General features: G+C 65.7%; 14 protein-coding genes. 6 read left to right on the forward strand and 8 right to left on the reverse strand.

The window, feature by feature from the left end:
* Positions 1-32: 32 nt before the first annotated feature.
* Genes fabG through GO592_RS35510 form a run of 4 tightly spaced genes read right to left on the reverse strand, consistent with a single transcriptional unit; the run spans position 33 to position 3,903 of the window.
* Positions 33-773, reverse strand: coding sequence for a 3-oxoacyl-ACP reductase FabG (gene fabG, locus GO592_RS35495; protein ID WP_007299604.1), 741 nt, complete (start codon positions 771-773; stop codon positions 33-35).
* Between the two features lie 24 nt (positions 774-797).
* Entirely contained in the window at positions 798-1,553 is a 756-nt protein-coding gene (locus GO592_RS35500; RefSeq protein WP_007299603.1) for an SDR family NAD(P)-dependent oxidoreductase, read from the reverse strand.
* A complete protein-coding gene (locus tag GO592_RS35505; RefSeq protein WP_007299602.1) occupies positions 1,553-2,683 on the reverse strand; it encodes an acyl-CoA dehydrogenase family protein in 1,131 nt (376 codons plus the stop codon). The genes GO592_RS35500 and GO592_RS35505 overlap by 1 nt, the downstream gene beginning before the upstream one ends.
* Positions 2,680-3,903, reverse strand: coding sequence for an acyl-CoA dehydrogenase family protein (locus GO592_RS35510; RefSeq protein WP_007299601.1), 1,224 nt, complete (start codon positions 3,901-3,903; stop codon positions 2,680-2,682). Before GO592_RS35510 ends, GO592_RS35505 begins: the two co-directional genes overlap by 4 nt.
* Before the next feature lie 163 nt (positions 3,904-4,066).
* Here GO592_RS35510 and GO592_RS35515 point away from each other — a divergent pair, with 163 nt between their 5' ends.
* From GO592_RS35515 to GO592_RS35530, 4 genes are read left to right on the forward strand one after another with little or no spacing between them, the layout of a single operon-like run.
* Entirely contained in the window at positions 4,067-4,531 is a 465-nt protein-coding gene (locus GO592_RS35515; protein ID WP_007299600.1) for a MaoC family dehydratase, read from the forward strand.
* A gap of 47 nt (positions 4,532-4,578) precedes the next feature.
* A complete protein-coding gene (locus tag GO592_RS35520) occupies positions 4,579-5,718 on the forward strand; it encodes a hypothetical protein (protein ID WP_039952424.1) in 1,140 nt (379 codons plus the stop codon).
* A 1-nt stretch (position 5,719) separates the two neighbouring features.
* Complete coding sequence (locus GO592_RS35525; protein ID WP_007299598.1) at positions 5,720-6,907, forward strand: thiolase family protein; 1,188 nt, start codon at positions 5,720-5,722, stop codon at positions 6,905-6,907.
* The gene (locus GO592_RS35530; protein WP_007299597.1) at positions 6,904-7,386 is read left to right on the forward strand and encodes a Zn-ribbon domain-containing OB-fold protein; all 483 of its coding nucleotides are present in this window, start codon (positions 6,904-6,906) and stop codon (positions 7,384-7,386) included. Before GO592_RS35525 ends, GO592_RS35530 begins: the two co-directional genes overlap by 4 nt.
* A gap of 62 nt (positions 7,387-7,448) precedes the next feature.
* Here the strand turns inward: GO592_RS35530 and GO592_RS35535 are convergent, their stop codons facing one another.
* From GO592_RS35535 to GO592_RS35550, 4 genes are all read right to left on the reverse strand, one after another.
* Positions 7,449-8,633 carry a thiolase family protein gene (locus tag GO592_RS35535; RefSeq protein WP_007299596.1) on the reverse strand — a complete coding sequence of 395 codons (1,185 nt, stop codon included), beginning with the start codon at positions 8,631-8,633 and terminating at the stop codon, positions 7,449-7,451.
* Positions 8,634-8,700: 67 nt separating this feature from the next.
* On the reverse strand, positions 8,701-9,444 hold the full coding sequence (locus GO592_RS35540; protein WP_007299595.1) for an SDR family NAD(P)-dependent oxidoreductase: 744 nt from the start codon (positions 9,442-9,444) through the stop codon (positions 8,701-8,703).
* The gene (locus GO592_RS35545; protein ID WP_007299594.1) at positions 9,441-10,202 is read right to left on the reverse strand and encodes an SDR family NAD(P)-dependent oxidoreductase; all 762 of its coding nucleotides are present in this window, start codon (positions 10,200-10,202) and stop codon (positions 9,441-9,443) included. The genes GO592_RS35540 and GO592_RS35545 overlap by 4 nt, the downstream gene beginning before the upstream one ends.
* Positions 10,199-10,540 (reverse strand): hypothetical protein, encoded by a 342-nt coding sequence (locus GO592_RS35550; RefSeq protein WP_007299593.1) that lies wholly within the window; start codon positions 10,538-10,540, stop codon positions 10,199-10,201. Before GO592_RS35550 ends, GO592_RS35545 begins: the two co-directional genes overlap by 4 nt.
* 187 nt (positions 10,541-10,727) lie before the next feature.
* Here GO592_RS35550 and GO592_RS35555 point away from each other — a divergent pair, with 187 nt between their 5' ends.
* Entirely contained in the window at positions 10,728-11,177 is a 450-nt protein-coding gene (locus GO592_RS35555; RefSeq protein WP_007299592.1) for a limonene-1,2-epoxide hydrolase family protein, read from the forward strand.
* 120 nt (positions 11,178-11,297) lie between these two features.
* Positions 11,298-11,885 carry a TetR/AcrR family transcriptional regulator gene (locus GO592_RS35560; protein ID WP_007299591.1) on the forward strand — a complete coding sequence of 196 codons (588 nt, stop codon included), beginning with the start codon at positions 11,298-11,300 and terminating at the stop codon, positions 11,883-11,885.
* Positions 11,886-13,478: the final 1,593 nt, after the last annotated feature.

The following is a 13,478-nucleotide window of genomic DNA, read 5'->3' on the forward strand; positions in this document are numbered from 1 at the left end:
CCACCCCGATTCGTGCTGTCGGCCCAGATCGGCTACATCGACACGCCACCGTCGACGGGCAGCACCACCCCGGTGATGTAGCTCGCTTCCTCCGATGCCAGGAACGCGACAGCGGCAGCCATCTCGGAGGGGTCTGCGAACCGCCCGAGCGGCACCGTCTCCGTCATCTCGGCGAGGCGCTCGGCCGGGATCGCCGCCACCATCGCCGTCGCGGCGTTCGGCGAGATCGCGTTCGCCGTGATGCCGAATCGTGCGGTCTCCTTGGCGACGGTCTTGGTGAAGGCGATGATGCCACCCTTGGCGGCCGCGTAGTTCGCCTGCCCGACGTTGCCGTGCATGCCCGTGTAGGACGTGACGTTGACGATCCGGCCGAAGCCGGACTTCCGCATGTGGGGCACCACCGCACGGGTGACGTTGAAGGTTCCGCCGAGGTGGACGTCGAGTACGGCCTTCCACTGATCGTCGGTCAGCTTCCACACCACCGAGTCGCGGGCGATTCCGGCGTTGTTGACCGCCACGTCCACCGACCCCCAGGTGTCGACGATGATGCCGACGCCTGACGCTACCGATGCCGGATCGGCCACGTCCATGGCCACCGGGAGCACGGTCTGCGACGGCGAGCCCCACGCCTTCTCCAGTTCGGTGGCGTCGCGGTCGGCGACCGCGACGCGTGCCCCGGCAGTACGGAAGAACTCGGCAATCGCCTTGCCGATGCCTTGGGCTGCTCCGGTGACGAGCACGGTCCTGGTTGAGAAGTCACAGGTCAGGTTCATTCGATGGGCTCCTTGCGCCGATGATCAGAAGATGGTGTATCCGCCGTCGACGACGACTTCGTTTCCGGTGTGGAATGTCAGGGTGGGGTCAGCGAGAAATGCTGCTACGGAATGGAATTCATCAGGAGTAGCCCACCGCCGGACGGGTGTCCTCTTCGTGGTCGCGTCCACGAACCGCTCGTTCTCCCGCAGGTACTCGTTCATCGGGGTCGCCACCCAGCCGGGAATGAGGATGTTGCAGCGAATCCTGTGCCGGGCGAACTCCACGGCGAGGGTGCGGCCGACAGCGCTCACCCCGGATTTGCTGGCCGCGTATGCGGCCTGGCCCGCCCCGCCGTAGCGGGTGATCGTCGACGACACGATGACCATCGCGCCGCCCTCGCCTCGATCGACAAGGTAGCGGCCCACTTCCCGGGTCGTGAGGAATGTGCCGTCGAGGTTGGTACGGATGACCCGCTGCCAGTCGTCCAACGAGGTCTCGAGGTACGGCTTGTCGTCGGCGATCCCCGCGTTGGCCATCAGGATGTCGATCCGGCCCATCGTCTCGACGGTGTCGGCGACGGCACGCCGCACGTCGTCTTCGCTGCCGATGTCACAGGCAATGGCATGCGCGCGGACGCCGCGCCCGCGCAGGGCATCGACGGCGGCGGCGCTACGTTCGACGTTGCGCGCCCAGATCGCGACGTCGGCACCGGCGGCCGCGAGGCCTTCGGCCAAGCCCAGCCCGATGCCCCCGTTTCCGCCTGTCACCACGGCAACGCGCCCGGTCAGATCGGTCATCAGATGTTCTCCAGCGTCGGAAGCGGAAGGTTGACCAGACCCGCGAGGTGGGTGCGGTGGATGTCCGGACCGCCGAACATCAGGGTCGAACTCTTGGCGCGCTTGAGGTAGAGGTGGGCGGGATGCTCCCAGGTGAACCCGATACCGCCGTGCAGTTGCACGTACTCCTCCGCTGCGTGCACGGCGACCTCGGAGGCCCACGAGTGGGCGACGGCGGCCGCGACGGCGAGATCGTCGCTGCCCGCGGCGAGGCAGTCCGCGGCGTACCGGGCTGCCGCCCGGGCCTGGTTGATCTGGACCCACAGGTCGGCCAGGCGGTGCTTGAGTGCCTGGTACGACCCGAGAGCCCGCCCGAACTGGCGTCGAACACCGAGGTATTCGACCGTGGCGGTGAGGCAGTGTTCGGCGAGACCGAGTTGTTCGGATGCGAGCAGCGCGGTGCCCGCGCGCAGGGCTGCCGCGGTCGCGGCACCGGCCGACTGGGTGCCTTCGAGGCGCTGGGCTGGTGCCGCACTGAACTCGATGTCGACCAGCGGCCGGGTCTCGTCGAGCGATACCACCTGGGTGCACCGGACACCGGCTGCGGCCGGGTCGACCAGGTACGTGTCCTCACCGACGGGTACGAGCAGGGTGTCCGCTGCGGCGGCATCTGCCACCGTCGAGACGGTTCCGGTCAGGGTGGAATCGGAGGCCGTGACAACCTGTGGGAGAGATCGGAACCACGGTGAGCCGGCAGAAACCGCGACGGCCGCGATCGTCTCACCGGCGGCTAGGCTCGCGAGGAGGTCGCCGGCCCCGATCTCTTGCGCGTAGACGGTGGCGATGACGGAACTACCCAGGTACGGCACCGGGGCGATCGAGCGGCCCAGTTCCTCGAGTACCACGGCGGTCTCACGCCAACTCGCGCCGGCGCCGCCGATGTCCTCGGGCAGGGCCAGCGCGGCGCCGCCGACCTCTGCGGCGAGCGTGCGCCACAGCGAGCGGTCGATCGCGCTCTCGGACTCGGTGAGGGCAAGAACTGAGGTCCAGTCACAGGCCTTGTTCAAGACGTCCCGGACGGTCTCGCGAAGGAACTCTTCCTGCTCGGAGTAGAGCAGGTCGGTAGAAGGACGTTCAATGCCGGTGGTCATCGGGGCAGCTCGTTCCAGGGGATGGTGGTGTCGGTGCGGCTTTCTGCAGGCAGGCCGAGGATTCGTTCGGAGATGATGTTGCGCATGATCTCCGAGGTGCCACCCTCGATCGAGTTGCCCTTGGTGCGCAGGAATCGGTATCCGGCGGGGCGGTTGCGTTCGTCGTCGAGGTTTGGGCGACGGAAGCTCCAGTCGTCGAACCGGAGTCCTCGGTCACCGAGAATGTCGAGTTCGAGGCTCGACACTCGTTGCGCGAGTAGCGAGTAGGCAAGCTTGGACCCGGACCCTTCGGGGCCCGGGGTTCCTGCCACCGCCTGCTGACGAAGGCGTTCGGTGGTCAGGCGCATCGTCTCGGCTTCGACCCACAGCTGCACCAGCTTGTCGAAGGATCCGATCGTGCGATGGGTGTCCTCACGCCGCCACAGGTCGGCGAGGAAGCCTATCGGTCCACCTTCGCGTGGTGCGGCCCCGGCGCCGATGGCGACGCGCTCGTTCATCAGCGTCGATTGGGTGACCTTCCATCCGGCGCCGATCTCGCCGAGCCGATTGTCATCCGGCACCCGGACGTTGTCGAGGAAGACCTCGTTGAACTCCGCTTCGCCTGTCAACTGCCGCAGTGCACGGACATCGACACCAGGCGAGCGCATGTCGCAGACGAAGTACGTCAGGCCGCGGTGCTTGGGCACGGAGGGATCGGTGCGGGCGATCAGCAGAGCCCAGCTCGCCTCGTGGGCCAGCGATGTCCAGACCTTCTGCCCGTTGACGACCCAATCCGTGCCGTCGGGTACCGCTTTGGTTCCCAGCGACGCCAGGTCCGAGCCCGCTGCGGGTTCACTGAACAGCTGGCACCAGATCTCTTCGCCCGTCCACAGCGGCCGCAGCCATTGGCGCTGCTGTTCCGGTGTGCCGTGAGCGAGAATCGTCGGCGCTGCCATGCCGAGGCCGATGACGTTACGGTGCGGCGCGTTGTCCGGAGCCGCGACGGCCTCCAGTGCTGCGTCGACGATCGACTGTGCGGCGGCGTCGAGGCCGAGGCCACCGCAGCCGATCGGGTACTGCACCCATGCCAGGCCTGCATCGAACCGGGCACGAAGGAAATCGATCCGGGGTGTGGCAGCCGGATCGTGCATGGACAGGAAGTCAGCCACGTAGGTGGGCAGCCCGTCCTCAGTGACGGGATCGCCGGCGGAGACCGCGGCGGCGGTGGTCGTGTCAGTCATACGGCTCGAATCCTTCTGTCAACGATGTCTGCCCGACTCTCACACGGATCCGGAGCGGTCGGATGTCGCGCTCTGACACACCTCCATGTGGCGCAGACTGCGACACCCGTACCCGCTCGTTCTCATTACCGTCGTCGAGCGAGACAACGGATCGGAGCGAACAATGACAACATCGCCGGCGGTCTTCGCCACCCCGGACGACCTGGTGAACGCGGTGGGAACCGCGTTGCCCACCACGGACTGGGTGGTCGTCGATCAGCAGAGCATCGACACCTTCGCCGACGCCACCGGTGATCACCAGTGGATCCACGTCGACGCCGAGCGGGCGAAGACCGGGCCATTCGGCGGCACCATCGCGCACGGCTACCTGACACTGTCGCTGATAGGCCCGTTGGTCGCCGACGCCCTGTCGGTTCCCGGGGCGTCCTCGGTGGTCAACTACGGCCTCGAGAAGGTCCGCTTCCCCTCCCCCGTGCCCGCCGACTCGCGGATCAGGCTGTCCTCCACCATCACCGCAGTGGACAAGGTTCCCGCGGGGGTCCAGGTCGCCATCTCCGCGGCAGTCGAGTGCGAGGGCTCCGCGAAGCCGGCGTGCGTGGCCACCGTGGTTTATCGATTCCTCGACTGATCCGGTCCGGAACCTCCCCTCATTTCACTCTCGGAAGGATCGACTACATGACAGTGACCGGATCAGCGGGAGGTCGAGCGGCGCCAGTGGCCGTCGTCGGTCTCGCCTGCACGCCGTTCGTCCCCGAACACGACGCCGTCCTCGACGAACTTGTCTACGACGTCGTGTCCCGCGCCCTCGGCGAGGCGGCGCTGCGCAAGCAGGACATCGGACTCACGGTGACCGCCTCGATGGACATCTACGACGGCCGAAGCATTTCCTCAGGTCTGACGAACTCGGCGTCCGGTGGTTACCTCCAAGACTCGTATCGGCTCGAATCCGACTCCGGGACCGCGATTCTCGCGGCCGCAGAGGCGATCTCCTCGGGAGATGTCGAGGTCGCCGTCGCCGTCGGTGTCTACAATCCCGAGTCCACCAGCCGCGGCGCCCAGCGGCGCGCGTTCCTCGAGCAGATCTCGAATCTGGCCTTCGACCCGCACTTCGCGCGCCCCGTCGGCCTCACGGCCGAGGCGACGTACGCGCTGCACACGGCCTGGGCGCTCGAACACGACGTGGAAATCACCGAGTTGGCCGATATCGCGGCGGGGGAGATCAACAAGTCGGTGGGGCATTTCCGGTCGGTTCGCCGGGCACGTGTCACCGGCGCCGACGTGCTCTCCGCCGATCCCGCAAACGGTGCGCTGACCGAACTGATGCTGCCGGCATACGGCACCGGTGCCGTTGCGGTAGTGCTTGCCTCACCTGCCCGGGCGGCGCGCCTACAGGGCCGCAATGCCGTGATCACCGGTTTCGGACGGGGTACCGGTGGATACGTCCACGGCACGGAATGGCTCACCGACGTCGGTGCCTCGACGAGACACGCCGCGACCACTGCATACCGGAATGCAGGCATCACCGCCCCGGCAGAGGAGATCGATCTGCTGGAGTTCACCGCACCGACAGCCAGCATGTACCGCCCGCTGTTGGGCGCCCTCGGGCTGGACGGGCTCGCAACGGACCGCATCAATCGCTGGGGGTCGACCGCGGGCCTCTACCCCGGCTTGGCCAACGGCGCCGTGCGGCTGGCGGACGCGCTCGACCGGCTTGCCGAGGCGGAGGCCCAAGCAACAGCGGTGGTGCATTCGGTCGACACCGTCACCGGTGCTGTCGCACTCGACAGCACCGTCCTCGTAGTACAGGGAGTGTGAAATGGCTCGACATGCAGTAGTCGGCGGTGTCGGCATCACCGAGGCCACTTCTCCACGCAAACAACAGTTCTCGTTCATCGAACTGTGCCAGCAGGCCGCCTGGCGGACGCTCGAGCACTCCGGCGCGACACCGGAGAGCATCGACGCCATCGTGGTCGGCAACATCGACGGGTTCGAGGGCACCGTGCTCGGCGGCAAGTACCGCTCACGGTTCCTCGGACTCGGCGCGAACATTCCGCTGACGGTGGTCAACACCGGTGGCACGACCGGCGGAAACCTGATGCAGGTCGCGGCGCGCATGGTCAGTGCCGGCACCCACGAGCGAGTTCTCGTTGTCGGCGGCCCCACATTCTACGGGGTCCATGATCTCCAGTCCGCGATCAACACCAACTCCCCGATGGTCGTCGAGCAGCCGCTCGGCATGGGCGGATTTCACATGGGTGCCTTCGCTGCGAGTGCCTATCAGGCGCGGCACGGCGTCAGCGTCTCCGATTTCGCTGCTGTCGCGGTCGCCGATCACGAGAAGGCCTCCCGCAACCCCTACGCCCACCTGCGGTACACCCTGACTGTCGACGAGGTCGTCGGCGGCACCCCATTGTCGTCGCCACTTACGCAGCCGATGGTGTGCCCGGTGTCGACCTCGGCGTGCGCCATGCTGGTGACCTCCGAGGAATCCGCGCGTTCGCTGAAGACGACACCTGCAGTGATTCGGGCGATCGGCACCTCCGGTGACCCGTACCTCGGCGGCGGCAAGGGCGACTTCGGCGCCATGGAGAACCTCGCCATGCTGGCTCGGCGGGTGTATGCGAAGGCCGGCATCCGCGATCCGTATCGCGAGTTCGATGTCGTGGAAGTCTTCGCCCCGTACGCCCACATGCAGCCGATGCAGCTCGAGGCACTTCAGTTGTGTCCTGCCGGAAAAGGAATCGATCTCATCAAGTCGCCGGACAGCCGACAGGGTGGCAGTCTGCCGATCAACCTTTCCGGCGGGCCGAAATGCACCAACGCCGGGGTCGCGGGCGAACTCGCTCCGTACGTCTACGTGGCGTGGCAAGTGATGGGCGATGCGCCGGAAGAAATCCGGGTCGACGGTGCCCGCACCGGGTTGGCGCACGGCACCGGAGGAACCTTCTTCCAATTCGAGAACTTGGCAGTATTCGAACGATCGACCGAGGAGCACGCATCATGAGCGAAACCACCAGCACCATCGACCAGGCCGTGACCACAACTCCCGTGCACTGGGATCTGGACTACGACATCCATCTCGGTGAGACTTGGGGCCGGTTCATGCAGGGTCTGCGGGAGAAGAAGATCCTCGCCAACACCGGGGCCAAGTCGACGAAGGTCTACGTTCCCCCGCAGGCATACTGCGAGGACTCGTTCGAGCGAAATGACGAATGGGTCGAGCTCAGCGGTGAAGGTGACCTCGTCGTGTTCACCGTGGTGTGGCAGGGATTCCGCGGTGGCCCGAAGGCTCCGTACGCCATCGGTGGTATTCGCCTGGACGGCGCCGACACCTTGCTGATGCACTACATCGTCGGGTTGGACTTCTCCGACCCGGCGGGCATCCGGGCACAACTGCCGGCGGGATCACGGGTGCGTGCGGTGTGGGCCGAGGAGCGCACCGGACAGATTCTCGACATCTCGCATTTCGAGCCCGCCGTCTGACGAGCCGATACGACTGTGGCCTCCTCCCGATCGGGAGGAGGCCACAGTCGTATCGGCTCGGGTCAGAGGCGCTCGATGACGGTGGCGTTCGCCATGCCGCCGCCCTCGCACATCGTCTGCAACCCGTACCGTCCACCGGTGTGCTCGAGGTTACCGACCATCGTGGTCAGCAGGCGAGTCCCTGACGCCCCGAGCGCGTGGCCGAGGGAGATCGCACCGCCACTGGGGTTGAGCTTCTTGGGATCGGTGTCGAGCTCCTTCTCCCAGCACAACGGCACTGGAGCGAATGCTTCGTTGACCTCGTAGGTGTCGATCTCATCGATACGCAGACCGCTGCGCTCGAGCACCTTGCGGGTGGCCGGGATGACGCCGGTGAGCATGTAGAGCGGATCGCTGCCGGTAACCGCGAAGGAATGGAACCGGGCGCGCGGTGTCAAGCCGAGCTCGGCTGCCTTGGTCGCCGACATGATCAGAACAGCGGATGCGGCGTCGGTCAGCGGCGAGGAGTTTCCCGGGGTGATCGACCAGTTGATCTGCGGGAACCGCTCGTCGTGCTCCGGGCGCGCGAACGACGGCTTCAGTCCGCCGAGGCCTTCTGCGGTGGTGCTGGACCGGAGTGTCTCGTCTACGCGGTGGATCGAGCCGTCGGGGAGGGTGATCGGGATCAGTTCGCGCTCGAAACGACCAGCGGTGTGCGCCTCGTCGGCGAGCCGGTGCGAGCGGGCCGCGTACTCGTCGAGAGTCGCGCGGTCGAGACCCCACTTCGCGGCGATGAGTTCAGCAGACACGCCCTGGTTGACCAGTCCGTCCGGGTACCGGTCCGACAACGGTCCCACGGTGGGGTCCTGGCCCTGCGAGCTCGCTCCCATCGGGATCCGGCTCATCGACTCGACGCCGCAGGCCACGACGATGTCGTACGCCCCCGCGATGACACCCTGTGCGGCGAAGTGCGCGGCCTGCTGACTGCTGCCGCACTGACGGTCGACGGAGGTGCCCGGCACGGATTCGGGAAGCCCGGCTCGCAGTGCAGCGGTGCGGGCGATGTTGAGGGCTTGCTCACCGGTCTGCGACACGCAGCCCGCGATCACGTCGTCGATCAACGCGGGGTCGAAATCGTTGCGAGCGAGAAGGGCGCTGAGGGTTTGGGAGAGAAGGTCTGCGGGGTGCACGCCGGAGAGTGCACCGCCCGGCTTGCCGCGCCCGGATCCGGTGCGGACGGCGTCCACGATCACTGCGTCGATGGTCACGAGAGAAACTCCTTGTTGGTGGGTGCCGGTCTGATTGATCGGCAGGGGTGATACCGCGTTGGGTGGGTCAGGCGTGCCAGAGGTTGGGCCCCGGGCGTGTCAATAGCAGCCGCGGAATGACGACTGTCCGTGACAGTTGAGTCACTGCGACTGTCTGGTCGGCGACGTCGTCGGCTGTGATCATCGTGTCGGCGTCGACATCGTCCCGGCTTGCCGTCATGTCGGTGGCGACGTAACCGGGGCACACGGCGACACCGGAGACGCCGTGGGCGTGTTCCTCCACGGTGAGGGTTTCGCACAGGGAGATCAGCGCGGCTTTGGTGGCCCCGTAGGCGGAGTTCAGCGGCTCTGCGCTGACCCCGGCCATCGATGCCATCGCGATGACGCGGGCACCCGTCGTCGAACGGGTACCTGTCTCTCGAAGTGTCGGCAGGAGTTGCTGGACGAGTTGATACGCGGACCTGACGTTGACGGTGAACAGCTTGTCCAGCTTGCGTAGCGGAAAGTCGGAGAACGGTCCGATCGCACCCATTCCGGCGTTGAGGACGAGCGCGTCGAGCCGATCGAAGGATTCATCGTGACGTCCGGCGAGTTCAGAGACAGCATCTTCGTCAGACATGTCGGCGGGAACCGCGAGGACCTGCCTGCCGGTCTTCTCTGCGAGATTCTCAGCGAACTCCTGAAGCGACTCCGGACGGCGGGCGCTGAGGGTGAGGTCCCACCCGCGGTGAGCGAGGGCGGTGGCAATCCGGGCGCCGATTCCTCGGCTTGCACCGGTGACAAGGGCGACCCGGTTCTCGGCGGTGGTCATCGGGGCGCCATTCGGATCGCTCCGTCAAGTCTGATCGTTTCGCCGTTGAGCATGGGGTTCTCCACGATGTGCCGGATCAGCCCGGCGTACTCGGCGGGCCGCCCCAGCCTGGACGGGTGCGGGACCTGAGCTTCGAGCGATGCACGTGCATCGTCCGAAAGTCCGTTGAGAATAGGGGTTTCGAACATTCCGGGAGCGATTGTCATCACCCGCACGAGACGGTCCGCGAGGTCCCGGGCGATCGGCAGTGTCATCCCGACGATGCCGCCCTTGGAGGCCGAGTAGGACGCCTGTCCGATCTGGCCGTCGTAGGCCGCGACCGACGCGGTGTTGACGATGACACCGCGTTCACCGTCGACGGCTTCGGTTCCGGCGATAGCGGGCGCTGCGAGGCGGATGACGTTGAAGCTGCCGATCAGGTTGACCTCGATCACTCGGCGGAATCGGTCGAGATCGAGCGGCCCTTTCGAGCTCAGGGTGCGGGCGGGATCACCGATCCCCGCGCAGTTGACGACGATTCGCAGGTCACCCCATCCCGCGGCGATATCGACAGCGGGTCCGACCTGGTCACTTTCTCGTACATCGGCGCCCACGAATCTCACGGCGCCGTCGAACTCGTGCAGACCGCTCAGGTCCGCCGACGGAAGATCGAGCGCGACGACACGTGCGCCTGCTCTGACGAGCTCCGCGGTGGTGGCCAGGCCCAGGCCGGACGCTCCTCCGGTGACCAGGGCAACGGTGTCGGGAGTGATGATCATCGGGTGGCTTCCATCCATTCGATATGTGCGGCAACAGTGCCGGCGTTCGGCTCGAACCAGCCCTTGTGCTTTGCGTAGTCGAGCATCGCGTCGAAACTGTGCTCCCACTGCGGAGTGGGGGTCGTGGGGTGAGCTGATCGCGCCGCCTCCCGAAGTGCTGCCACGTCGAGTTTGACTGCATCGAGGGTCGACCCAGTGACGGCTAGGTTCACGGACAGGAGCGCGTCGAGTACCGAACTCGGCGCCTGCCCGGAGTTGGTCGCCACTATCGACAGGCGGTGAAAGTCATCGGGTTCCCGGACCGTGGGCGGTCCGGGCGGCGTCACCTCTACGTACATCTTGTTCTCCCGGGTTGTGAGCTGGTGCTTCGAGCCTCACATCCGACACCGGGTCGCGGTCGTCGCATTTCGATACGCACGAGCGTGTGACCGCTGCGGACTGTCTCGATATGGGACATCGCGTGTGATCGGCGCCATATACGTTGGCGATCACTCCGGCATACACCCAATCAACAGGAGAGTGAAAGTGACACAGTCGATTCAACGACCCCAGTGGGCCGACCCGTCGTCGGGAGCAGCGAAACCTGCGGGCGCCGACGAGGCATTGGTGCTCGAGTTCATGGAGGCCCTCAGCAGCAATGACGCCGACCGCCTGATCGACTACTTCGCCGACGACACGATGTACCAGAACATGCCCCTGCCCGCCGCGTATGGACGCGATGCCGTCCATACGACGCTCGCCGGCCTGTTCACCGTGTTGCGCATCGACAAGATCGACACCTTCTACATCGCGTCCCGGGATGGGATCGTGTTCACCGAGAGGGTCGATCTGCTGACGGCGCTTCCCACCGGGAAGTCGTTCGAGTTGCCCGTCAACGGCATCCTGCACATCCAGAACGGCAAGATCACCGAATGGCGTGACTACTTCGACCTGCGAAGTTTCGAGGAAGCCGTCGACTTCGCCCTGGGTGGATAGTCCAGGTGTCCGCGGCACCGATCCCGTAAGGGAACACAGGTGGGGGTCCAGTCGACAGGACCCCCACCTGTCTCGGCCGCCGAGGCCCCAATCCGAGGAGCAGACGGCTACGGTATCCCTATGACGGTCAATCATGCTCCCGATCGACGGGTCCGGCTCGATGCCGACGATCGTCGAGAGCGGATGATCGAGGCTGCGCAGCGCATCTTCGCTGACCACGCGTACGACTCCGTCTCGACCGAGGAGTTGGCGCGCGCAGCAGGCACCACCCGCACGAATCTCAACTACCACTTCGGCAACAAACGCAACCTCTACCTCGAGGTCGTGCGCCGCTTCTCCGCCCTGCCGTCGCACCTTCCGCGAGGAGTGGCACAACACGACGTCCCTGTCGCCGATGCCACCCGGGCGCTGTTCACTCGATGGCTGAATCTCGTCGAGGAGAACCGCGCGACATTCACCGCACTGATGCGAGCGCATCGCACCGCTGATGAGGAAATCGCAGCTCTCCTCAGAGGTAGCCTCGCCTCCTGGGAGGATCGCATTCTTGCGGTCACGCAGATGCCCGATTCGGAAGTCTCTCGCGCCCGGGTGCGCGCTTTCCAAGGAATGATCAGCGGCGCCACGACCGAATGGCTCGAGCACGGCACGTTGTCGAAGGACGAAGTCCTCGATCTTCTCGTCCGTGGTGCCGTCGCCCTCGCCGACTGATTCGCGATGTGGTGCCACCGGCCGCTCAGCGACACCGGATTCCGTGTTTGCTCGGGTCAGCCGACGAAGCCGAGGGCCCCGCGATTGATCATGCCGTAGGCCTTGCCGGAGTCGCCCTGGCGGTGGAACCGGGGTGGCGCTTCTGAACGCCCGCTCGAGGGGCATGTCTCGGCGGATCGCCCTTGCACCGCCAAGTCTCGGCGCTCTCTCGGTCGCTCGGGTCGCGTCCGGGGCTGCAACTGTGCCGATCGCTATCGCTTCCCGCACGGAACGCAGGTGCGGGTTCCAACCACCAGCTCCTTCGAGCACGACCTCGGTTGCACCCCACGCACTCCATTCGGCATCCTGCAGGCCAATCCGCGCCTTACCCAGTTCGTACATGTAGCCGGCATCACGGACGGCCGTCGACTCCGCGATGTTCTTCATGGTCCCGTGCCGCGGGACAACGGTTCGATACAACTTCTTGCCCCGCCTCCCGAATGATCCGGGAGGTAGTGTCGCCGAACCGAGTGGCGTCGATGGATCGCCTCTCGTCTCGAGTCGACGAGGTCGCCGCAACACCATTTGGTGGATCGAGCGTCGATGATGGTTAAGGACCTTGGCGGGGATCCTCCAGTCGAAGGCCTGGCAGGGTGGACTTTCGAGCGTCGCAGCGACGGCCTTGTGATGGCGTGTGTGGCAGAGCCGGGGAGGTCGACCCCAACCACTTCGGCGCAGGGTGCGTTCAAATGTTCGGCGGTGGCGGCCAGGCTCGAGCCGGAAGCTGCGCCTATCCCCACTGCGACGTCCACGAGGAGTCCCGAGCGTGCTGTTTCGAGTGGAAAATCAAGGCCGGTTTGCCGTATCACCAGGTCGACGTGCCTGGCAGTGGACTCGGATCGTTCCACACGTCTCGTCATACCAGCCCTTGGTCGCCGCGTACCGGAGCATCACATCGAAACTTGAGTGCCAATCGCTTCCGTGTGCAGATCCTGCCGCCTGACGGAGCACATGGGCGTGGAGGAGTACCTCGGTGCCATCGATGGCGGCGACCAGGTTCGAATCGCGAAGAACTGCCAGCACGACGCCGGTAGCGGGCAGTTCTGGTACCTCAACGTGTAGGCGGCGAAAGTCGTCCGTCTCGCGAACATCCAGAGAGCTATCGGTAACATCCAGGATCACAGCACTTCGCTCCTTTGATTTTGACTCTGCCGACTCGTCGGCCTCGGGCTCGCACGTAGCACGGGGGCGTCACGGCAACGTCCTCCCCAACTGGAGTTGACTCCGTGTGATGGGCACAGGTTTAGGCGGCTTCTGAAGACCTGGCGGTCCCCGTCAATCAACGTTCCCGTGGATCGACGGACCCGACTTGCCAGTGCCCGACCGATACCGCTGGAGGCAGCGATAGTCGTGGCGGTGGGCAGATCGACAGCTGACTCTGCCGATCTGCCCACTCGCCGATCTGCCCACTCATAGGTTGCCGATGTGGAACGCCGAACCGCTATTCCGAGAATCCCCACCAATCCGCAAGCACACCATCATTCGGGATCACTCCTGCAGTAGCGCGTTCAACTTGTTCCCCCACAACGCTTCCGCGATCTCGATATCTGTCGC

Source organism: Rhodococcus sp. 21391, from assembly GCF_016772255.1.
Classification (GTDB): domain Bacteria; phylum Actinomycetota; class Actinomycetes; order Mycobacteriales; family Mycobacteriaceae; genus Rhodococcus_F; species Rhodococcus_F opacus.